This is a genomic window from Nonomuraea sp. NPDC003707 (assembly GCF_053587055.1).
This window is the reverse complement of the sequence record NZ_JBSFNK010000011.1, coordinates 161402-181735: the sequence shown is the minus strand read 5'-3', so window position 1 is coordinate 181735 and position 20334 is coordinate 161402. Positions and strand designations below refer to the sequence as shown.

Annotated in this window: 16 protein-coding genes; 8 read left to right on the top strand and 8 right to left on the bottom strand. The window is 72.0% G+C overall.

Annotated elements, in window-relative coordinates; genetic code table 11:
* Positions 1-2: 2 nt before the first annotated feature.
* Complete coding sequence (locus tag ACWDRB_RS28715; protein WP_449898702.1) at positions 3-3308, top strand: PQQ-dependent sugar dehydrogenase; 3306 nt, start codon at positions 3-5, stop codon at positions 3306-3308.
* A gap of 203 nt (positions 3309-3511) precedes the next feature.
* Here the strand turns inward: ACWDRB_RS28715 and ACWDRB_RS28710 are convergent, their stop codons facing one another.
* The 3 genes from ACWDRB_RS28710 to ACWDRB_RS28700 are packed head-to-tail and all read right to left on the bottom strand — an operon-like array spanning position 3512 to position 6975.
* Positions 3512-5854, bottom strand: a complete 2343-nt coding sequence (locus tag ACWDRB_RS28710; RefSeq protein ID WP_449898699.1) for a protein kinase domain-containing protein — start codon at positions 5852-5854, stop codon at positions 3512-3514.
* Positions 5855-5911: 57 nt separating this feature from the next.
* A complete protein-coding gene (locus tag ACWDRB_RS28705) occupies positions 5912-6172 on the bottom strand; it encodes a hypothetical protein (protein ID WP_350735260.1) in 261 nt (86 codons plus the stop codon).
* The gene (locus tag ACWDRB_RS28700; protein WP_449898696.1) at positions 6169-6975 is read right to left on the bottom strand and encodes a phytanoyl-CoA dioxygenase family protein; all 807 of its coding nucleotides are present in this window, start codon (positions 6973-6975) and stop codon (positions 6169-6171) included. The genes ACWDRB_RS28705 and ACWDRB_RS28700 overlap by 4 nt, the downstream gene beginning before the upstream one ends.
* 92 nt (positions 6976-7067) lie before the next feature.
* On the opposite strand from ACWDRB_RS28700, the gene ACWDRB_RS28695 reads away from it, so the two are divergent.
* Positions 7068-7880 carry a helix-turn-helix transcriptional regulator gene (locus ACWDRB_RS28695; protein WP_449898694.1) on the top strand — a complete coding sequence of 271 codons (813 nt, stop codon included), beginning with the start codon at positions 7068-7070 and terminating at the stop codon, positions 7878-7880.
* A gap of 65 nt (positions 7881-7945) precedes the next feature.
* Positions 7946-8878 (top strand): transglycosylase SLT domain-containing protein, encoded by a 933-nt coding sequence (locus ACWDRB_RS28690; protein WP_449898691.1) that lies wholly within the window; start codon positions 7946-7948, stop codon positions 8876-8878.
* 18 nt (positions 8879-8896) lie between these two features.
* Here the strand turns inward: ACWDRB_RS28690 and ACWDRB_RS28685 are convergent, their stop codons facing one another.
* Positions 8897-10651 carry a glycoside hydrolase family 15 protein gene (locus tag ACWDRB_RS28685; protein ID WP_363969844.1) on the bottom strand — a complete coding sequence of 585 codons (1755 nt, stop codon included), beginning with the start codon at positions 10649-10651 and terminating at the stop codon, positions 8897-8899.
* Between the two features lie 80 nt (positions 10652-10731).
* Positions 10732-11337 (bottom strand): membrane protein YczE, encoded by a 606-nt coding sequence (gene yczE, locus ACWDRB_RS28680; protein ID WP_449898689.1) that lies wholly within the window; start codon positions 11335-11337, stop codon positions 10732-10734.
* Between the two features lie 63 nt (positions 11338-11400).
* Here yczE and yczR point away from each other — a divergent pair, with 63 nt between their 5' ends.
* Positions 11401-12831 carry a MocR-like transcription factor YczR gene (gene yczR, locus ACWDRB_RS28675; RefSeq protein ID WP_350735272.1) on the top strand — a complete coding sequence of 477 codons (1431 nt, stop codon included), beginning with the start codon at positions 11401-11403 and terminating at the stop codon, positions 12829-12831.
* 3 nt (positions 12832-12834) lie between these two features.
* Here yczR and ACWDRB_RS28670 read toward each other — a convergent pair whose 3' ends face one another.
* Both ACWDRB_RS28670 and ACWDRB_RS28665 read right to left on the bottom strand, forming a co-directional pair.
* On the bottom strand, positions 12835-13443 hold the full coding sequence (locus tag ACWDRB_RS28670) for a trimeric intracellular cation channel family protein (protein WP_449898686.1): 609 nt from the start codon (positions 13441-13443) through the stop codon (positions 12835-12837).
* A gap of 10 nt (positions 13444-13453) precedes the next feature.
* Positions 13454-14911 carry a peptide MFS transporter gene (locus tag ACWDRB_RS28665; RefSeq protein ID WP_449898684.1) on the bottom strand — a complete coding sequence of 486 codons (1458 nt, stop codon included), beginning with the start codon at positions 14909-14911 and terminating at the stop codon, positions 13454-13456.
* 140 nt (positions 14912-15051) lie between these two features.
* Here ACWDRB_RS28665 and ACWDRB_RS28660 point away from each other — a divergent pair, with 140 nt between their 5' ends.
* The 3 genes from ACWDRB_RS28660 (at position 15052) to ACWDRB_RS28650 (ending at position 18847) form a co-directional block, all read left to right on the top strand.
* Positions 15052-16893 (top strand): AMP-dependent synthetase/ligase, encoded by a 1842-nt coding sequence (locus ACWDRB_RS28660; protein WP_449898681.1) that lies wholly within the window; start codon positions 15052-15054, stop codon positions 16891-16893.
* A gap of 104 nt (positions 16894-16997) precedes the next feature.
* Positions 16998-18206: a hypothetical protein gene (locus ACWDRB_RS28655; protein ID WP_449898678.1), complete on the top strand. Its 1209-nt coding sequence runs from the start codon at positions 16998-17000 to the stop codon at positions 18204-18206.
* Between the two features lie 152 nt (positions 18207-18358).
* Complete coding sequence (locus tag ACWDRB_RS28650; RefSeq protein WP_350735288.1) at positions 18359-18847, top strand: hypothetical protein; 489 nt, start codon at positions 18359-18361, stop codon at positions 18845-18847.
* A gap of 325 nt (positions 18848-19172) precedes the next feature.
* Here ACWDRB_RS28650 and ACWDRB_RS28645 read toward each other — a convergent pair whose 3' ends face one another.
* On the bottom strand, positions 19173-19835 hold the full coding sequence (locus tag ACWDRB_RS28645) for an NAD(P)-dependent oxidoreductase (RefSeq protein WP_449898675.1): 663 nt from the start codon (positions 19833-19835) through the stop codon (positions 19173-19175).
* 105 nt (positions 19836-19940) lie between these two features.
* On the opposite strand from ACWDRB_RS28645, the gene ACWDRB_RS28640 reads away from it, so the two are divergent.
* Positions 19941-20309, top strand: a complete 369-nt coding sequence (locus tag ACWDRB_RS28640; protein ID WP_449898672.1) for a winged helix-turn-helix transcriptional regulator — start codon at positions 19941-19943, stop codon at positions 20307-20309.
* Positions 20310-20334: the final 25 nt, after the last annotated feature.

Genomic DNA, 20334 nt, shown 5'->3' with positions numbered 1-20334 from the left:
CCATGCAGCGTACCCTCGCGGTGCTCGGCGGCTTCTTCCTCGCCGCCACCGCACTCGTCTTACCCGGCCCCGCCCAGGCACACGAACCGGCCACCGAGTGGTCGAGCTACGAGAAGATCACGCTGACCAAGAACGTGGGCGAGCCGATCGACCTGGCCGTCCTGCCCGACCGGCGGGTCCTGCACACCGCGCGCAACGGCGACATCAGGCTGACCGACCCGGCCAGCGGCGTCACGAAGATCGTCAACACCGTCCCGGTCTACAACAACTCCGAGGACGGCCTGCAGACGGTCTCCCTCGACCCCCGCTTCGACGAGAACCACTGGGTCTACCTCTACTACGCGCCCAGGACCATGTCGGCGCCGTACCCGGAGACGACGCCGACCGGTTCGGCGCCCAACTCGCTGCCCGCCGGGGCCGACGAGACGTACTGGAACCAGTGGAAGGGCTACAACCAGCTCTCCCGCTTCAAGTGGACCGGCAACGCGCTCGACCTGTCCACCGAGCAGGTCATCATCAAGGTCGAGACGCAGCGCGGGCAGTGTTGCCACGTGGCCGGCGACGTGGACTGGGACGCCGACGGCAACCTCTACCTCGCCACCGGCGACAACACCCCGGCGGGCGCGCCGGGCGCCAACGGGTACGCGCCCAACAACGACGCGCCCGGCATGAACCCGGGCTTCGACTCCCGGCGCGGCGCGGGCAGCAGCGACGACCTGCGCGGCAAGATCCTGCGGATCAAGGTCGCGGACGACGGCACGTACACGATCCCCCAGGGCAACCTGTTCCCGCCGGGTACGGCCAAGACGCGGCCGGAGATCTTCGTGACCGGGGTGCGCAACCCGTTCCGGATGGACGTGGACGGGGAGACGGGCACCCTGTCGTGGGCCGACTACGGCCCCGACGCCGGCACCCCCGACCCGAACCGGGGCCCGCTCGGCTACGTCGAGTGGAACATCACCCCGCTCACCAAGCCCATGAACAGCGGCTGGCCGTACTGCACGGGCGACAACTTCAACTACAACGACTGGGACTTCGAGACCGCCCAGCCGGGGCCGTGGTTCGACTGCGCGGCCGGGCCGCTGAACACCTCGCGCTGGAACACCGGCATCGACCGGCTCCCGCCGGCGGTCCCCGCCGACCTCTACTACGGCGACAACAACACCCACCAGCCGGCCGAGTGGGCCGGGCTCGTGGACTTCGACCCGCAGGGCGGCCAGGGGCCGATGGGCGGGCCGATCTACCACTACGACCCGGACAACCCGGCGCCCGGCAAGCTGCCCGCGTACTGGGACGGCAAGGCGTTCTTCGCCGAGTTCTCGCAGGACTACCTGGCGGCGTTCACCGTGACGTACCCGGACGGGCCGGTCACCAAGCTGGAGCACTTCCTGCCCAACGCCGAGCTGCGGGACGCCGCGCAGCCCATCACGGACAGCCCGATGGACATCGAGTTCGGACCGGACGGGTCGCTGTACGTGCTGGAGTACGGCGACGGGTTCTTCCGCGCGAACCCCGACGCCGGGCTCTACCGGATCGACTACACCCCGGACAACAAGACGCCCCAGGCCAAGATGACCATGGACAGGACGTCCAGCGGCCAGGCGCCGCTCACGGTCGCCTTCGACGCGTCGTCGTCCAGGGACACCGAGCCGGGGACGCTGACGTACGAGTGGGACTTCGACGGGAACGGCACGTTCGACGCCACCGGGGCGACGGCCACGCACACCTACACCGAGCTGGGGCAGTACGTGGCGCGGCTGCGCGTCACCGACTCCGGCGGCCGGGCGGGCCTCACCTCGGCCGAGATCACCGTCGGCAACACCGCTCCCGAGGTCAGCGTCCAGACGCCGCCGGACGGCGGGTTCTTCGACTGGGGGAACGCGGTGCCGTACAAGATCGCCGTGCGTGATGCCGAGGACGGCGACAGCCCGGTGTGCACGCGCATGCAGTGGACGTTCGGCCTCGGTCACGACGTGCACGCCCACCCCGAGACCACCGGCACCGGCTGCACCGGCGCCTGGCCGACGCCCGCGAACGCGCCCGAGCACGGCGAGACGGAGAACATCTACGGCGTGGTCGTCGTGAACTACCGCGACAACGGCGCCAACGGCATCCCCGGCGCGCTCGGCGAGGCCGCGCTCACCCTCAACCCGAAGCTCGCGCAGGCCGAGCACGCCGACCAGAGCAGCGGCGTGACCAGGACCGCCGACGACGGGGCGTCGGGCAAGTTCAAGATCACCTCGTTCGACGCGGGGGACTGGCTCGCCTACGACCCGGTCAACTTCACCGGCATCACCGGGGTCCAGACCAAGGCCTCGGGCGCGGGGACGCTCTCCCTGCGCTGGAAGTCGCCCACCGCCGCGCCGTTCGCGACGGTGACGGTCCCGCCGGGCGACGGCTGGCAGACGATCACCACCGCGCTCGCCGACCCGCCCGCGGGAACCGGCCGGCTGTACGTCACCTCGACCGGCGGCGTGGACGTGGACGCGTTCACCTTCCAGGGCGGGGGCGTCGCGGACACCAGCCCGCCCACCGTCACGGCCACGCTCAACCCTGCCTCGCCCGACGGCGCGAACGGCTGGTACACCCGCAACGTCACGCTCACCGTCACCGCGACCGACAACGGCACGGTGGCCTCCCGCCAGTACTCGCTCGACGGCGGCACCACCTGGGCGAACGCCGCCAACCCGGTGACGCTCAGCGCGGAGGGCGCCAAGGAGGTCCGCTACCGCGCGACCGACAACGGCGGCAACGTCTCCCAGGTCGGCACGGTCACCGTGAAGATCGACAAATCGGACCCGGCGCTGACGGTCACCGGCGTGGAGGCCAAGCCGTACGGCGACTCGGGCACCGTCACCCCGGTCCTGACGGCGACGGACGCGGTCTCGGGGGTGGAGGGCGCCACGGCCAAGCTCGACGGAACCGCGGTTCCCTCGGGCGCGCCCGTACGCCTCTGGACCCTGCCCCTCGGCGACCACTCCCTCGTCGCCACGGCGACGGACCGGGCGGGGCGGACGGTGACCTCGACCGTCACGTTCTCGACGACGACCTCGTACGGTGACGTGCGCGCGCTGATCGCGCACTTCAAGAAGGCGCGCACGGTGACCGCCGCAGGCGCTCGGGAACTGCTGGAGCAGCTCGACGCGGCGGAGTGGCACGAGAAGCGCGGCAGGCCGGGGCAGGCGATCGAGGCGCTGAAGCGCTTCATCAGGGCCGCGGGCAAGCACGCCAACGTCCCCGACTCCACGTCCCGCACGATCCTGACCCGCGACGCCCAGGCCCTCATCAACCGCCTCACCAACCCGTAACACCCCGCACGGGCAGTGCCTGGCCCCGCCCGTGTTCCGGCCTCCGCACCCGCCGGAGGCCGGAACACCGGTACGGCGGGCGCACAGCGGGCGGGCCCGCCGGAGGTTCGGGCGCCGGTGCGGCGGGAGGGCGTGCGGCGCGTCCTTGCGCGCGCCGGTTTCCGGATTTCCGGGTTTCCGGCGGGGGCGGGGTGAGGCGGCGGTCAGGCGGGGCCGAGGCTCCAGGCCCGGACGGTACGCTCTCCGCCCGTGTCGGCGACCACCGGGTGGCCGCCCCGTTCGGCCAGTGCCAGCGTGGGGATCGTTCCGCCGGGATCCAGGTCGAGCGCTCCTATGGTGTCGCCGTCGTCCAGGTTCCAGACCCGGGTGATGTACTCGTCGTTCCACGGACCGTGGGCGACGACGGCTATGGGCACGTCTCCCCACCGTCCGGTGACCAGAGCCACGGTGCCCCGGTCGTCCGGGCTCTGGTCGCTGAACTCCCACTTCTTCCTGCGCTTGCCCGTGGCCAGGTCGTACACGCGCAGGGTCGCGTCCAGGTGGGTCGAGACGAGGACGGGCTTGCCCTTGATCTCGCCGCAGGCCAGCCGCTCGATCCCGCCGATCTCCCCGGTGCTGAACGAGTGCGTCATCCGCCCGTTCGACAGCCGCCACACCCGGACCCGCTCCCCGCCGTCGCCCGTGACGAGCACGTCGTCCTTGCCCAGCCGGCCGAACGCCAGCCCTCTGATGCCCTGGAAGTGATCGGTGATCGTGGGGCCGATCTGCTTGCCGGTGGAGATGTCCCACAGCCGCACGACGCTGCGGAGGTCCTTCATGGAGCCGTACTTCTGCGACACCGCCACCGCCTTGCCCGCGCCCGTGACGGTGACCGCGATGACGGGGTCGCTCACCTTGTGCGAGGAGAGGCTCTCGCCGGTCGGGCTCCACAGCCGCATCCGCCCGTCGGTGTGCCCGGAGGCGATCACCGGCGTGCCGCCGACCTCGCCGACGGCCACCTCCGTCGTCGTGGCCCCGCCGTCGCCGAGCCGGGTGGCCGCCCGGTCCAGGCCCCACGTGAACACCGCCCCTTTGGCGGTCCCGCACACGACGGTGCTCCCCGCGGCGGCGAGTGCCGTGATCGCGCCGTCCGCTTTGGGCAGGGGCGCGGGCACCGCGACCTGCGTCCCGAAGGGCTCGGCGGACGGCGTCGGCGTGGGTGTCGGGGACGGGCTTCCGGTGAGCGGCTGCTCCGTACGCCGGTCGTCCGGGTCGAGGGGGTCGTTCCTGGGGCGCAGGACGGTGAAGGCGGACACCGCGAGGGCGGCCGCCGCCGCGGCTCCGCCGAACACGGCCCGCCGGCTGACCGACCGGCCCCGCCCGGTCTCCGTATCCGCGGCCGCCACCGGCCCTGCCCCGGCGCGGGGCCCCGTCTGAACGCCGCTCCGGGCATCGGGCCCCGTCTGAACGGCATTCCCGGCAGGGGGTTCCGTCCGGACGGCCGAGGAACCGGAGACGGGGGCAGCGCCGGAAGGAGACCACACCCCATGGGGAGGAGGCGGCGGCCCGGCGTGCGCTGCCCCACCGGGCGGAGACACCGCCCCCGAAGGAGCCGAACCGGACGGGACCGCTCCAGCGGGCGGCGCCCAGGCGACACCGGGCTGCCCCGCCCCGGCGGGTGGGCCGGCGGGCGCGGGCTGGGCCGGACCGGTGGGCGGGCCGGCGGGGGGTGTGGCGGGGCCGGGGACGCGGGCCGGCGGGCCGGCCTGGCGGATGAGCTGCTGGAGCAGGGTCGTCGGGTCCGGGCGGGTGGACGGGTCCTTGGACAGGCACGCCGCGATCGCCCCCAGCAGGTGCGGCGGCACCCCCGTGAGGTCCGGGGTACTGCTCAGGACGCCGTTCACCACCGCCGCCAGCGTCTCCCCCGCGAAAGGCGTGTGCCCGGTGGCCGCGAACACCATCGTCCCCGCCCAGCTGAACACGTCCGACGCGGGTCCCACCCGCTCGCCCCTGAACTGCTCCGGCGACATGTACGCGGGCGTCCCCACCGGCACCGACGTCCGGGTCGTCGCGTCGAGGGCCTTGGCGATGCCGAAGTCGATGACGATCGGCCCGTCCGGCCCCATCAGCACGTTGCCCGGCTTGAAGTCCCGGTGCACGATCCCCGCCTGGTGGATGGCCGCCAGGGCGGTCAGCGTGGAGATGGCCAGCCGGTCCAGCGCCCCGCCCGACCGCGGCCCCGACGCCCGGACCAGCGTCTGGAGCGTGTCCCCTGGCACGTACTCGCTCACGATGTACGGCCGCTCGTCCGCCATCCCGGCGTCCAGCACCGCGGCCGTGCAGAAGGCGGCCACCCGCCGCGCCGCCTCCACCTCCCGCAGGAAGCCCTTGGTGACGTCCTCGTGTTCCTCGTGGGCGAGATGCAGGACCTTGACGGCGACCTCGCGCCCGTCGTCGCCGACGCCCCGGTAGACCACGCCCTGTCCACCGGAGCCGAGCACGCCGACGAGCCGGTACGAGCCGATCCGCTCGGGATCGCTCGGCCGGAGCGGGCGCAGGTCCGGCATCCCGCTCCTTCCTCGGGCCAGATCGAGCGATCACACGATAAGGCCGTACGTCCGGATTTACGACATCTTCTCGAAGAAGAACTCGTGCTTCATGAACGACGTGTCATATTCGTGCCCGGGATACGGCGGGATGAGCTGAGACGCCTGGAACAGCCGCCACCCGTCGCGCAACGCCTCCACCCCCGTCTCGTACGGCGGCTCGTCCCCGTCACCGGCGGTCGGTTCGGTGCGCCCGGTGCCGTCGTAGCGCGACCAGCCCACCACCTGGGCGTCGAGCGCGGAGGTGGCCAGGTAGAGAACGAGCACCTGCTGCTTCATGCGACCCTCCCGGGGCGGTTGTTCACGCGAGTCGTCCAGTATTCGACGTCGAACGACGGATCGTTGGTCAGGGCCCGCCACATCCGCACCCGGTTGTGGACCTCCAACCGCCCGGTCGCCTGCTCGTACCAGGGGAAACGCCGGCCCAGCTCGGCCAGGACGGCGGGATCGTCCAGGTCGGAGGTGTCCCAGAGCCGCACCTGCGGCACGGTCGGGTTGAAGCGGATCTTGAACATGTACCTGCGGACGTCGCTGTCGTTGCGCCGCCCGCCGTGCCAGATGCCGTGGTGGAGCAGCATCACGGTCCCGGCGGGGCAGGTGAGCCGGGTCTGGCCGCGCAGGTTCTGGTAGCGGCCGGTGTCGCTCTCGTTGATCCGGCGCAGGTGGCTGCCCGGCACCACGAGGGTGCCGCCCATGTCGGCCGTCACCTCGCGCGGGTAGTACATGAGCTGCACGTCGAAGGCGTCCATGCGGGTGTCGATGATGGCGTCGGCATGCAGCGGCTGGGCGTTGCCGTTGTGCGGCTCGCGGACGTGCACGGCGTGGTGGTCGACGGTCGGGTCGGGGCCGACGAGCGAGTGCAGCGCGCCCGCGACGGCGGGCAGCTCGATCAGGCGGCGGGCGAACGATCCCTCGGGGTAGGCCTGGGTGACCGGAGTGCCGTACGGCGGTCGCGGGATGCCCGCCTCCAGCACGTCGATCGCCTGGTCGTTGAGCTCGTCCGGGACGATCCCGTCGAGCCGCAGATAGCCGGCGGCCACGAATCCGGCGACCTGCGCGGAGGTCAGCAAAGTGGTTCGCATGCCTCGAAGTTAGAACCGGACACCCGCTATGTCGTGGGTTGTAATCATCAACTACTGGTCCATTTTCCCCCGCTGCGATAGAACAGATCCCTGTGCGGCAGGTGACGATCACGCTCTCCGACCCGCCGGCGGTGGCCGGCGCGGGGGCGGCGGTGCACGGCGTGGTCAGCGCCCACGACGTGTTCCGGCTGCCCGACCTGTGGCAGCTCCACCTGTACGGCTACGCCGCCGAGCTGGTGCTCGACGGCACCGTGCACGCGATCAAGCCCGGCCACGTCAGCCTGATCCCGCCGGGCGCCGAGGTCCACTACCACTACCGGGGCAGGTCGGAGCACCTGTACGCGCACTTCAGGCTGCCCGGCGGCGCCGAGCGGCGGGTCGTGCCCGTCATGCGGGACGCGGGGGACCAGGCGCCGCTCATCGCCGCCTCCCTGCGGCAGGCCATCGCGGCGGTCCCCGACACCAGGGCCAGGGCGTCGGCCGAGGTGTGGACGGTGCTCTGGCGGATCGCGAACCTGCCCGTCGCCGGCAGCGCGCACGCCGTCGTGGCGGCCGCCATGGAGCACATCGACGCGGACCTGGCCGCGCCGCTGACCGTCCCCGGCATCGCCCGCGCCGCCGGGGTGTCGCACAACCACCTCACCCGGCTGTTCCGGGCCCAGACGGGGCACACGGTGGTCGCGTACATCCGCCGCAGGAGGTTGTCCCGCGCGCTGCACCTGCTGCGCGAGTCGACCCTGGCGATCCCGGCGATCGCGGCGGCGGTGGGCATCCCGGACCTGCAGGCGTTCAACAAGGCCTGCAGACGCGAGCTGGGCGCCTCACCCCGGGCCCTGCGCGCGAGCGGCCCCGACCACGGCGCGGGTAAGCCGCCACCTGCGGCGAGTGGACCCGATCGGCGGTGAGGCCGGGGCCGTGTCCGGGCCCGCCTGGCGCCGGGGGCGGGCCGTACCCGGTAGGTTGGCCGACCATGGAGGAACGCCACGATCATCACCGCCGCCCCGCCCGTGCCCTGGCCGCGATGGCGCTCGCCGCCCTCCTCGGCACGGCCGCCTGCGGCGACCCGGCCCCGGCGGCCTCGGCGGCCGGCCGGCAACCCGCGCCGAGCCCGACTGCGCCGAGCCCGTCCGGGTCCACCCCGCCGGCGGGCGGGACGCTGCCCGCGCCCGACCAGAAGATCCCCGGCGACCCCGCCCGGCTGGCCGCCGCGCTCAAGGGGACCAGCGCCGCGCTCAACGCCGCGATCGACGCCTGGCCGAAGACCGGCAAGCCGCCCCGGGACGTCGAGCTCCTGGCCCTTCACCAGCAGCGCGCCTACCGCTACACCGCCCGCCACCCCGAGGTGGCCGCCCGGGCCTTCGCCCGCCTGCCGTCCGGGCTGGCCGCCCAGGCCAAGGACAACACCGCCGCCATCCGCGAGCTGCTCTCCCTGGCCCACCCGATCAAGCCCTCGGCCACGTTCAAGGTCCAGCCCGCCCCGCCCGCCGCCGAGCTGCTCGGCCACTTCAAGAAGGCCGAACGCAAGTTCGGGGTGGAGTGGGAGGTGCTGGCGGCGGTGATGTTCGCGGAGACCAAGTTCGGCCGGGTGAAGTCGGACAGCCACGTCGGCGCCCAGGGGCCCATGCAGTTCATGCCCGGGACCTGGAAGGCGTACGGCATGGGCGGCGACGTGCAGGACCCGCGCGACGCCGTCATGGGCGCCGCCAACTACCTGCGCGCCTCGGGGGCGCCCCGCGACTACCGGCGGGCGCTGTACGCGTACAACCATTCCCAGGCGTACGTGAACGCCATCCTCCTGCACGCCCGCCAGATGAAGCGGGACCCGAGGAACTACTACGCCTACTACAACTGGCAGGTGTTCGTGATCACCACGGCCGGCGAGCGGCGCCTCACCGGCCCGTAGGCCCCGCCACGACCCCCGCTATGACAGGGCGCGCGCGGCGTGGATCAGGGGGACGTGGCTGAAGGCCTGCGGGAAGTTGCCGACCAGCCGGTTGTAGCGGGGGTCGTACTCCTCGGCCAGCAGCCCCACGTCGTTGCGCAATGCCAGCAGCCGCTCGAACAGCGTCTTCGCCTCCTCCTTGCGGCCCTGCATCGCCATCACCTCCACCAGCCAGAAGCTGCACGCCAGGAAGGCCCCCTCCCCGCCGGGCAGGCCGTCCACGTCGTTGTCCGCGGCCAGCGGGTAGCGCAGCACGAACCCGTCCGACATGAGCTCCTTCTCGATGGCCGCCACCGTCCCCACCACCCGGGGGTCGTCGGCCGGCAGGAAGCCGACCATGGGGATCATCAGCAGCGACGCGTCCAGCTCCGACGACCCGTACGACTGCGTGAAGGTGTTGCGCCGCGCGTCGTAGCCCTTCGAGAGGATCTCGGCGCGGACGACGTCGCGCAGCGTGCGCCACTTGTCGACCGGGCCGGTGCGGCCGAACCGTTCCACGTACTTGACCGCCCGGTCCAGCGCCGCCCAGCACATCACCTTCGAGTGCACGAAGTGCCGCCGGGGCCCGCGCACCTCCCACAGGCCCTCGTCGGGCTCGTCCCAGTGGTCCTCCACGTAGTCGAGGAGCTCCCGCTGGATGGTCCACGCGCGGTCGTCGGGTGACAGGCCGCGCGTGCGCGAGACGAACAGGCAGTTCATCACCTCGCCGTACACGTCGAGCTGGAGCTGCTTGACGGCCTCGTTCCCGATGCGGACGGGCCGGGAGTCCTCGTAGCCGTCGAGCCAGTCGAGGCGCAGCTCGGGCAGCCGGCGCTCGCCCGCGACGCCGTACATGATCTGCAGGTCCTGGGGCCGGCCCGCGATGGCCCGCAGCAGCCACGCGCGCCAGTCGGCGGCCTCCTCCAGGTAGCCGGAGCTGATCAGCGCGTCGAGCGTCAGCGTCGCGTCGCGCAGCCAGCAGAAGCGGTAGTCCCAGTTGCGCACCCCGCCCACGTCCTCGGGGAGCGACGTGGTGGGCGCGGCGACGATGCCGCCGGTGGGGGCGTAGGTGAGGCCCTTGAGCGTGATCAGCGACCGCACCACGGCGTCCCGGTACGGGCCCTGGTAGGTGCACCGCGCGACCCACTCCGCCCACATGGCCTCGCTCTCGCGCAGCTGGGTGTCGGCCTCGATCTGCGGCGGCATCGGCTCGTGCGAGGGGTGCCAGGTGAAGACGAACGGAAACCGGTCGCCCTCCTTGACCGTGAACGTGGCCCGGTGCGCGTAGTCGCCGCCCTTCAGCGGCACGGGGGAGTGCAGCCACACCGAGTCGGGCCCGCCGATGGCCTGCAGGTGGCCGTCGCTCTGGCGCACCCACGGCACGATCCGGCCGTAGTCGAAGCGCACCCGCAGCTGCGTGGACATCTCCACGGTCCCGGAGACGCCCTCCACGATGCGCACGACGTCGGGGTTGCGGTCGCGCGGCGGCATGAAGTCGATCACGCGGACCGTGCCCGTCGGGGTGTCCCACTCACTCTCCAGAATGAGCGTCTCGGGCCGGTAGCGGCGGCGGGTGGCCGGTCTGCGGCCCGTGGGGCCGAGCCACCAGTGTCCGTTGCGCTCGCTGCCGAGCAGCGACGCGAAACAGGACGGAGAGTCGAATCTGGGCAGGCACAGCCAGTCGATCGAACCGTCGCGGCCCACCAGAGCCGCCGACTGCATGTCCCCGATGAGGGCGTAGTCCTCGATCCGCATGCCTAGACGCTACTCGGATCAGGGGTGATCCCGTGAGGGGGTCCGATCATGTCGCGTCATGCCCGGACCCCCTCACGGGATCACGTCAGGGGGAACCAGCGGGTGAACAGCTGGGTCAACGGCCCGATGGCCAGCGCGAACACCAGCGTTCCCACGCCCACGGTGCCGCCGAGCAGCCAGCCGGCGGCCAGGACCGTGATTTCGATGAGGAACCGGCCCAGCCGCACCGACAGGCCGAGCCGCATCAGCCCGGTCATGATGCCGTCGCGGGGGCCCGGGCCCATCCCGGCGCCGATGTAGAGCACGGTGGCCAGGGCGATGGCGACGACGCCGAGCACCACGTACAGGGCCTGCAGGACCAGGTGCGACGGGGTGGGCAGCAGGAAGATCGCGCCGTCGGCGAACAGGCCCAGGAAGACGACGTTGCTGACCGTGCCCAGTCCGGGCTTCTGCTTCAGCGGGATCCACAGCAGCAGCACCAGGGCGCCGATGCCGATGATGACGGTCCCGATGGACAGATCGGTCCGCAGGGCCAGGCCCTGGTGGAACACGTCCCACGGGTCGTTGCCCAGCCCGGACTCGACCTGGAGGCCGATGCCGGCGCCGTAGAGCGCGAGCCCGCCGTACAGCCTGACGAGGCGCGCGGGAAGGGACGAACTGAGCCGGGGGACGGTCGCTTCACTCATAGTGGCCACAGATTGGCATCCAACCGACTTGCCAAAACAGAGCCAATCACGAAAAGTGGCCTTATGAGGCATCTGTCGGCGGCCCAGGTGGCGCGGCTCATCAAGATCGACCCGGCGGCGCGTCCGTACTACCGCGCGCTCGCCGACGGCGTGCGCGTCCTCATCATGGACGGCCAGATCCCGGTACGCGTCCGCATGCCCGCCGAACGCCACCTGGCCGAGACCCTCAAGGTCAGCCGCACCACCGTGACCTCGGCCTACGACCTGCTGCGCGAACGCGGCTACCTGGAGAGCCGCCAGGGCTCCGGCAGCTGGACCGCCCTGCCGGACCCGGCCACCACGGCCGACAACCCGTGGCTCAGCACCGACGGCGACGGCCTCGTCCAGCTCCAGTGCGCCGCCCCGCCCGCGCCGTCGGCCCTGCGCCAGGCGATGCTGGAGGCGGTGGACGACCTGTCCGTGTACGGCATGGGCAACGGCTACGACCCCATCGGCCTGCCCGTGCTCAGGGAGCGCATCGCCGCCCACTACACCGCCAGGGGCCTGGCCACCCGGCCCGAGCAGATCCTCGTCACGACCGGCTCCCAGCACGCCATCCAGCTCGTGCTCGGCCTGCTCGTCGGCGCGGGCGACCCGGTGCTCGTGGAGTCGCCGACGTACCCGCACGCCATCGACGTGGCCCGGCAGCGTGGCGCCAGGATCGTCCCGGTCGGCATCTCGCACGAGGGCTGGCAGGCCGACCTGGTGACGGGGGCCATGCGCCAGTCGGGGGCCCGGCTGGCGTACCTCATGCCCGACTTCCAGAACCCGACCGGCGCCCTCATGGACGACGCCACCCGCGCCGCCGTCGTGGGCGCGGCCCGGCGTACGGACACGGTGCTGCTGGTGGACGAGACCTGGTCGGAGCTGGCGCTGGACGAGGTGCCCCGGACCTCGCCGGCGGCGGCGTTCGACACCGACAGCCGGGTGATCAGCATCGGCTCGGCCTCCAAGCTGTGGTGGGGCGGGCTGCGCATCGGCTGGGTCCGCACCACCGCCGCGCTGGCCCGGCGGCTGGCGATGTTCCGGGCGGCCGTGGACATCGCCAGCCCGGTGCTGGAACAGCTCGTGGTGGCGCGGCTGTTCGACCGGCTGGAGGAGACGCGCGCCGAGCGCCGCCGCACGCTGCGCGCCTCACGCGACGCGCTGGTGTCGGGGCTGCGCGAGCACCTGCCCGAGTGGACGTTCACGGTGCCGCGTGGGGGCGGCACCCTGTGGGTGCGCCTGAACGGCCCGGGCGCCACGCCGCTCGCGGAGGCGGCCGCCCACCACGGCGTACGCCTCGCGCCCGGCCCGTGGTTCGGCCTGGAGGGCACCCTGGAGGGCTACCTCCGCCTGCCCTACACCCAGCCGCCCCAGGTCCTTACGGAAGCGCTCACCCGCATCCGCGCCGCCCGCGACCACGGCCCCACCGGCCCCCGCCGCCCCGTGGACGCGCTCATCGCGATGGTGTGAGGGTCATTCGCCGGAGCCGCGGGCCAAGGGGGCGCGCCATTTGCGGCGCATCGCCATGATCCGCAGCCCGAACGCCAGCACCGCCGCCGCCAGCGTGGCCGGCCAGCCGTGCAGCCCGTACGCCGACAGCGCCGCCATCACCCCCGACCCCAGCAGCGCGGGCACCGCGTACAGCTGGCGGTCGTACAGCAAGGTCGGGATCTCCCCGGCCAGCACGTCGCGCAGCATGCCGCCGCCGATGCCCGTCACCACCCCCAGCAGCGCCGCGTGCAGCGGGGCGAGGCCGTACTCCAGGGCCTTCTCCGTCCCCACCGCGCAGAACAGCCCGAGCCCCGCCGCGTCCAGCACCAGGATGAGCGGCATCACCCGCGCCACGTGCGGATGCCAGAAGAACACGATCACCGTCGCGACCACCGGCACCAGCACGTACCCGAGGCTCTGGAAGGCGGCGGGCCGGACGTTGAGGATCAGGTCGCGTACGACGCCGCCGCCCAGGGCGGTCATCTCGGCCAGCACCACCATCCCGACCACGTCGAGCCGTTTGCGCACGCCCATGAGCGCGCCCGTCAACGCGAAGACGAAGATGCCGACAAGGTCGAGAATTTCAGACACGTCGGAATATTTACCGTATGACCGGTTCGTGATGCTCGGCCATCATCACCCGCAACCTCCGCGCGAACATGAACAACGCGATCCCGGCCACGATCGCCATCGCCGCCAGCACCAGGTAGTACATCGGATCCGACAGCACCCGGCCGAGCCGCCCCGTCTGCCCGCCGACCGCGTCGCCCACCGACAGCGAGATGAACCAGACCCCGAGCATCTGCCCCTTGAACGCCTCGGGCGCCAGCTTCGTCGTCACCGACAGCCCGACCGGGCTCAGCGACAGCTCCCCGAACACCTGGATGAGGTAGACGAGCACCAGCCACCACACCGACACCCTGCCGGGCCCCGCCAGCGCCGCCGCGACGGCCATGACCACGAAGCTCAACCCTATGACGATCAGCGCGAACGCGAACTTCTGCGGCGTGCTCACCCGCGTCCCGAGCCGCACCCACAACGCGGCGAAGACCGGCACGAAGATCATGATGAACAGCGGGTTGAAGGACTGCGTCGTGGCCGGCTGGATCGGGATGCCGAACAACGACAGGTCGGTGTGGTCCCTGGCGAAGAACAGCAGCTTGCTCGGCGCCAGGTCGTAGATCATCCAGAAGACGGACGCGGCCACGAACAGCCAGATGTAGGCCTTCATCCGGATCCGCTCGTCCTCGGTCAGGTCGTGGCTGCCGAGCAGGAGGTAGGCGAAGTACGCCACCGGCACGATGAGGATGAGCACGGTGATCGCCACGGTGAGCCGGTCGACCGTGAGCGTGCCGGTCGCCGCCCACGCGCCCAGCGCGATCGCCGCCGCCGCCGCGATCCCCGCCCCCCGCCAGAACAGGCGGTGCTGCACGTGGACCGGCCGCTCACCGATGCCCCGCAGGTGGCGGCCGCCCCGGATGTACTGGGCCAGGCCGAACGCCATCCCGACGGCCGCCGCGCCGAACCCCAGGTGCCACCGGTCGCCGGTGGCCAGCCAGCCGACCACGATGGGCGCGAAGAACGCGCCCAGGTTGATGCTCATGTAGAACAGGGAGAATCCGGCGTCCCTGCGCGCGTCGTCCCCCTCGGGGTAGAGCCGTCCGACCATGACGGACATGTTCGGCTTGAGCAGGCCGGTGCCGGCGATGATCAGCAGCAGGCCCTGCCACACGAAGTACGGCGACGACACCGGGAGGGCCATGCTGATGTGCCCCAGCATGATGACGAACCCGCCCCAGAACACCGACCTGCGCGCCCCCAGGATCCGGTCCGCGATCCACCCGCCGGGCAGCGCCACCAGGTAGATGAGCGCGCCGTAGACGCCGACGACCGCCTGCGCCGTCTCCTGCGACAGGCCCAGGCCGTGCTGCGCCGGGGACGCGGCCAGGAACGTGGCGAGGATCGCCCGCAGCCCGTACCAGCTGAACCGCTCCCACATCTCGGTGCCGAACAGCGTGGCCAGTGCCCAGGGATGCCCGAAGAACGTCCTGCCGCTCATGTGCCGCCCCCTCTGTGCACCCGGTCGATTACTCTACGTGAAGGACGCGGGTCTTTCTCCTCAGGCTCTTGCCGCTACCCCCTTGGTGTGGTGCGATGCAGGCCACTCACGCAAGTGAACACTGACTGGAGGCGCGTGCCATGGCCGAAGACCTCGAAGTCCGGGCCGAGATCGAGCGGCAGATCGCCGGCCGTACCGTCTGCGAACGGCTCAGGCACGCCGCCGAGCAGCACCCCGACGCCCCCGCCTACTCCGACCCCGACGGGGACGGCTGGACCACGCTGACCTACGCGCAGGCGCGGCAGCGGGTCCTGGAGATCGCCGCGGGTTTCGTCGCGCTCGGGCTGGAACCCGGGGAGTCGGTGGCGGTGATGATGGTCAACCGCAGCGAGCACGTGCTCGCCGACCTGGGGGCCGTGCACGCCGGCGGGGTCGGCTGCACGGTGTACTCGACGTTCGCGCCCGAGCAGATCGCGTTCGTGGCCGGGGACGTGGCCGCCAGGTACGCGGTGCTGGGCGGCCCGGCCGAGCTGGCCCGCTGGCAGCCCGTCCTGTCCCGGCTCGACGGGCTCCGCAGGATCATCATGCTGGAGGGGACGCCCGCGGACGACCGGTTCATGTCGTGGGAGGACTTCCTGGAGCTGGGCCGCACGCGCCTGGCCGCGGCCCCGGCCGAGGTCGAGGCCCGCATGAGCGCGGTCACCCCCGGCGACATGGTCACCGTCCTCTACACCTCGGGCACCACCGGCATGCCCAAGGGCGTCCCCCTCACCCACGCGAACGTCTTCTACGAGGTCGCCGCCACCGACCGCATCACGAACCTGCCCGTCCGGGGCACGCAGATCTCCTACCTCACGTACGCGCACATCGCCGAGCGCATCCTCAGCCTCTACCTGCCCCTGGTCAAGGTCTCCCACGTGCACTTCTGCACCGACCTGGCCAACCTGGGCAAGACGCTGGGGCAGGTCAGGCCGATGATGTTCTTCGGGGTGCCGCGCGTGTGGGAGAAGATGATGGCCCGCCTGCTCGCCGTGCTCGCCACCCAGCCGGAGGAGCAGCAGGCCGCCGTACGCCAGGCGATGCGGGCGGGCGCCGCGTACGTGGAGGCCGGCCAGTACGGGCGCACGATCACCCCCGAGATCCAGGCGGCCTACGAGCAGGCGGACGCGTCCCTGCTGTCGATCATCCGCGGCATGATCGGCTTCGACCGCGCCGAGTGGACCGCCACGGGCGCCGCGCCGCTGCCCGCCGAGGTGCAGCACTTCTACGCCGGGCTCGGGCTCAAGGTCATCGACGTGTACGGCATGACGGAGACGACCGGCGCGTTCACCGGCAACAGCCCCTCCTGCTACCGCCTGGGCACCGTCGGCAGGGCCGAGCCCGGCGTCGAGATCCGCATCGCCGAGGACGGCGAGATCCTCACCCGCAGCCCGCTCAACACCCGCGGCTACGTCAACCGGCCCGAGGCCACCGCCGAGCTCATCGACGACGGCGGCTGGCTGCACACCGGCGACATCGGCACGGTCGACGAGGACGGCTTCTACCGGGTGGTCGACCGGAAGAAGGAGCTGATCATCACGGCGGGCGGCGAGAACATCTCCCCGGCCGAGATCGAGAACCACCTCAAGGAGCACAGGCTCGTCGGCCAGGCCCTCGCCTACGGCGACAACCGGCCGCACCCGGTGGCCCTGCTGACGCTCGACGGGGAGGTGGCGCCGGGCTGGGCGCAGGCGCGCGGCATCGCGTTCGCCTCGCTGGCGGAGCTGGCCGAGCACCCGGAGGTGATGAAGGAGGTGGAGGCGGCGGTCGAGGCCGCCAACGCCAAGCTGGCCAGGGTGCAGCAGGTGAAGAAGTGGGCGCTGCTGGGCACCGAGTGGACGGCCGAGACCGAGGAGCTCACCCCGAGCCTGAAGCTCAAGCGGCGGATCATCCACGCGAAATACGCCGACGTCATCGAGGGCCTTTACAGCGGGCCGCGTTAGGGCACTTTTGGTGGGGTTCGCCTGCTCCGGCTGATCCCGGTTTTGCCATTCGTGGCGTGTGTCGAGGTCCTGGCCATTACCGGGCGGTTCCTACCGTCTCGATCATGACCAGAAGCCTTCTTCTCGTCTCGCTCGCGGCCGGGCCGCTCACCGTGCCCGCCCCCCCGGTCGCGACCGAGCCTGTCATCCGCGCGATCACCGTCCGTCCGGCCGAACCCATCGTGGGGGCGAACGACTCTGTACGCCTGGTGGTCGACGTCGTCGCCAAAGGCGTGCGCGGCCAGGGCGGCGTCACCGTCAAAGTCGAACCCGGCGCCCCACCTGGCCCCGTACTGACCGACAAGCTACCGATCCCGGCACCGGCACCGGCACCGGCACCGGCACCGGCACCGGCACCGGCCCCCGCCCCCGCCCCCGGCTCAGTGGGCTCCGGCCCCGCCCCCACCAGCGGCTCCGTCGGCACCCGCCCCGCACCGGGCACCGCCCCCCGTCCGGCACCGGTGGCCCGGCCCGCACCGGGCACGGCGCCCCGTCCGGCACCGGTGGCCCGGCCCGCACTGCCGAACCAGCCCCGGCCAGGCGTCCGGCCCGCACTGCCGAACCAGCCCCGACCGGGCATCCGGCCCGCACTGCCGAACCAGCCCCGACCGGGCGCCCGGCCCGTGGCACCCGCCCCGGCGCCCGCACCCGTTCAGGCCCCTGCACCCGTTCAGGCCCCCGCACCCGCTCCCGTTCAGGCGCCCGCTGTCGCTCCGGCGGCGCAACCACCGCAACTGGCCGAGGACGCTCTGGAGGGAACCCCTCCGCAGCTGACCTGGCGCACCGCGGGACCGGGATCCGGCTCGCCGGCCCGCATGGCGAACGGCTGGGAGACCTGGCGCTTCCTCCCCGACAAGCAGCTGAACCGCTACTACCCGACCGGCACCTGGACGATCACCGCCACCGCCAGGGGGGCAGGCGGGACGACGGTCACCGAGTACGCGTCGTTCCAGTTCAGGCGGGACACGAAGCTCTCGTCGGTCCGGGCCGACAAGCTGGAGGGCTCCGACCTGGTACGCCTGCGCGGCTCGCTCAGGCGGGTGGACCCGCGCGGCTACACCGACTACGGCCCGTTCGCCAGGCAGGGGCTGGAGATCCTGTGGCGCGGCGACGAGTCCACGGCCTGGGAGCGAATCGGGCAGACGACGACGGACGCCTCTGGGACCTTCGAGGCGACGGTCGCGGGCCGCTCGGGTGGCCTCTGGCGCGTCCGCTATCCCGGAACGGGACACTACGCCTCAGACGCCTCCAAGTCCCGACAAATTACGCAATAGCCGAAAAGATGCCTATAGCACGGCCTTAAACCGCCGTTGCGGAATTGTGATCAGCTTTACTACAACTTTTCCTTACCCTTACGCGTCATTGGCGTTGACATGGCCCCGGCTTGGGGCCGTGTCCGAGACGGGGAAGGAATTCCATTTTGAAGATGCGACGTCTAGCCGCCGGCCTGGCGGCTGCCGCCCTGGGCGCGACGATGGTGGCGACCGCCGCCTCGCCCGCGCTCGCGGACCCGGACCCGGGCCTGGACCCGGATGTCGCGGGCTACACGAGCCTGCAGTTCGACGCGAACCCCGAGCCCGCGTGGCGGGGCCGGCCCATCACTCTCGAGGGCAAGCTCTCCGTGCAGTGCGACGAGGACTACATCAGTGGCTTCGTGTCGGTGCACAAGGCCGACTACTGCAAGGACTCGGAGCGCTGGCACCGTCTTGCCTGGAAGCGGATCGTGATCCTCTTCCAGCCTGACGGCAGCGGCCGCTGGGAGTACGTGGACACCATCAGGACCAGCGGCAAGGGCTACTTCTCGACGCGGGTTCCGGCCCGTACGTCGGGTACGTGGCGCGCGGTCTTCGAGGGCTCCCGCTCGCTCTCCCCGGCGGAGGGCAAGGACTGGGTCAAGGTCGTCGGCCGCCGCTGATCCACCCCGAAACGCCCGGCCTTTCCCGGCCGGGCGTTTCCCATTTCCCCAACCTCCCACCGCCCCACACTCCCCGCCGCAAGACCTCACGTCCCGGGCACGCCTCACCTCCCGCGCCCTGAGCCCGGCGGCACCCAGCGCCCGGCGCACCCGACGCCCAGCGTGCGCCGTGTGCCCGAGCCTGTCCTGCATGCCACACGTGCCGCACCTCACGTCCCCAGAACGCTCCATCGCCCGGGGCTGTCCCAGGACGCCCCACCACCCGCGCGTTCCGTAAGCGGCGGCGCGGCGAAGACGTCCCGGAAGCACGACAACCCGGCGGCGGCTAGTACGACACGGCAACCTGGACGCGGTGGTGCCGGGGCCGCTCGACCTCGTCCACCACCGCCACCCCCAGATCGGCGAACGAGAACGCGGGCTCCAACGCCGGCACCTCCCCGCCCCCGATCCGATAACGCCCGGTCCGGGACGCCGACTCGTCGAGGAGCACGGGCGGCGGCGCGAGCACCACCCAGTCGAGCCCCGACTTCTCGAACACCTCCAACTCCGCCGCATGCCCCAGTGAGAACGCCCGCGCCTCGGCCGGGAAGTCCGGCGTGTCCACGAGGCGCACCCCCGGCGAGACCTCCAGCAGGCTCCCTATCCCGACCGCCACCAGCCGGGACACCCCGGCCTGCCCCAGCCCGCCGACCAGCGCCCGAGCCGCCGCCGTGTAGAACTCCTCCGACGACATGTCCAGCCGCGCCGCCACCTGAACGGCCGCGTCGTGCCCCGCCGCGACCTCCGCCACGCCCGCAAGGTCGGTGACATCCCCGGCCACCACCCGCACCCGCGCCCCGGACGAACTCGCCCCGGAAGACCCCCACACACCCGCGTACTTCCCGGGATCCCGGACGACGGCCGTCACCTCGTGCCCCCGCCCGACCGCCTCCGCGACCACCCGCACCCCGGCCCGCCCACCGGCGCCGAACACCACGATCTTGCTCACCTTCACCACACCCCTTCTGCCTGGGCCGGCATCTCCGGCCACTCAGCGGAGACGGTAAAGGGCGAGATATCGCTTTCCGCAACGATAGTTACCTACGATGTCGGGATGGCCGAGCCACTCGATCCGGACATGTTCACCGGATGTCCTCCGGTAGTCGCGCCGATCCGCATCGGCGACAAGTGGACCGCGAAGCTCATCCGCTGCCTGGAATCGGGCCCGCGCCGCTTCAAGGAACTCCAGGTCACGCTGCGCGGCATCACCCCGAAGGTCCTCACCGAGTCCCTGCGCGCCATGGAGCGCGACGGCTTCCTCACCCGCACCGCGTACGACGAGATCCCGCCGCGCGTCGAGTACGAGCTGACCGAGCTCGGCCGCAGCCTCATCGAACCCATGAACGCCGGCTGCGAGTGGTCGAGGAACCACCTGGCCGAACTGATGAACGCCCGCGAGGCATGGTACGAGGCGGCGGGATGACCCCGCTGACACCGACCGCGTGCGG

Excerpts from the sequence above, each read along its gene's own strand:
- ACWDRB_RS28715 (WP_449898702.1), top strand. The coding sequence starts at position 3 with ATGCAGCGTACCCTCGCGGTGCTCGGCGGCTTCTTCCTCGCCGCCACC.
- ACWDRB_RS28710 (WP_449898699.1), bottom strand. The coding sequence starts at position 5,854 with ATGCCGGACCTGCGCCCGCTCCGGCCGAGCGATCCCGAGCGGATCGGC.
- ACWDRB_RS28705 (WP_350735260.1), bottom strand. The coding sequence starts at position 6,172 with ATGAAGCAGCAGGTGCTCGTTCTCTACCTGGCCACCTCCGCGCTCGAC.
- ACWDRB_RS28700 (WP_449898696.1), bottom strand. The coding sequence starts at position 6,975 with ATGCGAACCACTTTGCTGACCTCCGCGCAGGTCGCCGGATTCGTGGCC.
- ACWDRB_RS28690 (WP_449898691.1), top strand. The coding sequence starts at position 7,946 with ATGGAGGAACGCCACGATCATCACCGCCGCCCCGCCCGTGCCCTGGCC.
- ACWDRB_RS28685 (WP_363969844.1), bottom strand. The coding sequence starts at position 10,651 with ATGCGGATCGAGGACTACGCCCTCATCGGGGACATGCAGTCGGCGGCT.
- yczE (WP_449898689.1), bottom strand. The coding sequence starts at position 11,337 with ATGAGTGAAGCGACCGTCCCCCGGCTCAGTTCGTCCCTTCCCGCGCGC.
- yczR (WP_350735272.1), top strand. The coding sequence starts at position 11,401 with ATGAGGCATCTGTCGGCGGCCCAGGTGGCGCGGCTCATCAAGATCGAC.
- ACWDRB_RS28665 (WP_449898684.1), bottom strand. The coding sequence starts at position 14,911 with ATGAGCGGCAGGACGTTCTTCGGGCATCCCTGGGCACTGGCCACGCTG.
- ACWDRB_RS28660 (WP_449898681.1), top strand. The coding sequence starts at position 15,052 with ATGGCCGAAGACCTCGAAGTCCGGGCCGAGATCGAGCGGCAGATCGCC.
- ACWDRB_RS28655 (WP_449898678.1), top strand. The coding sequence starts at position 16,998 with ATGACCAGAAGCCTTCTTCTCGTCTCGCTCGCGGCCGGGCCGCTCACC.
- ACWDRB_RS28650 (WP_350735288.1), top strand. The coding sequence starts at position 18,359 with ATGCGACGTCTAGCCGCCGGCCTGGCGGCTGCCGCCCTGGGCGCGACG.
- ACWDRB_RS28640 (WP_449898672.1), top strand. The coding sequence starts at position 19,941 with ATGGCCGAGCCACTCGATCCGGACATGTTCACCGGATGTCCTCCGGTA.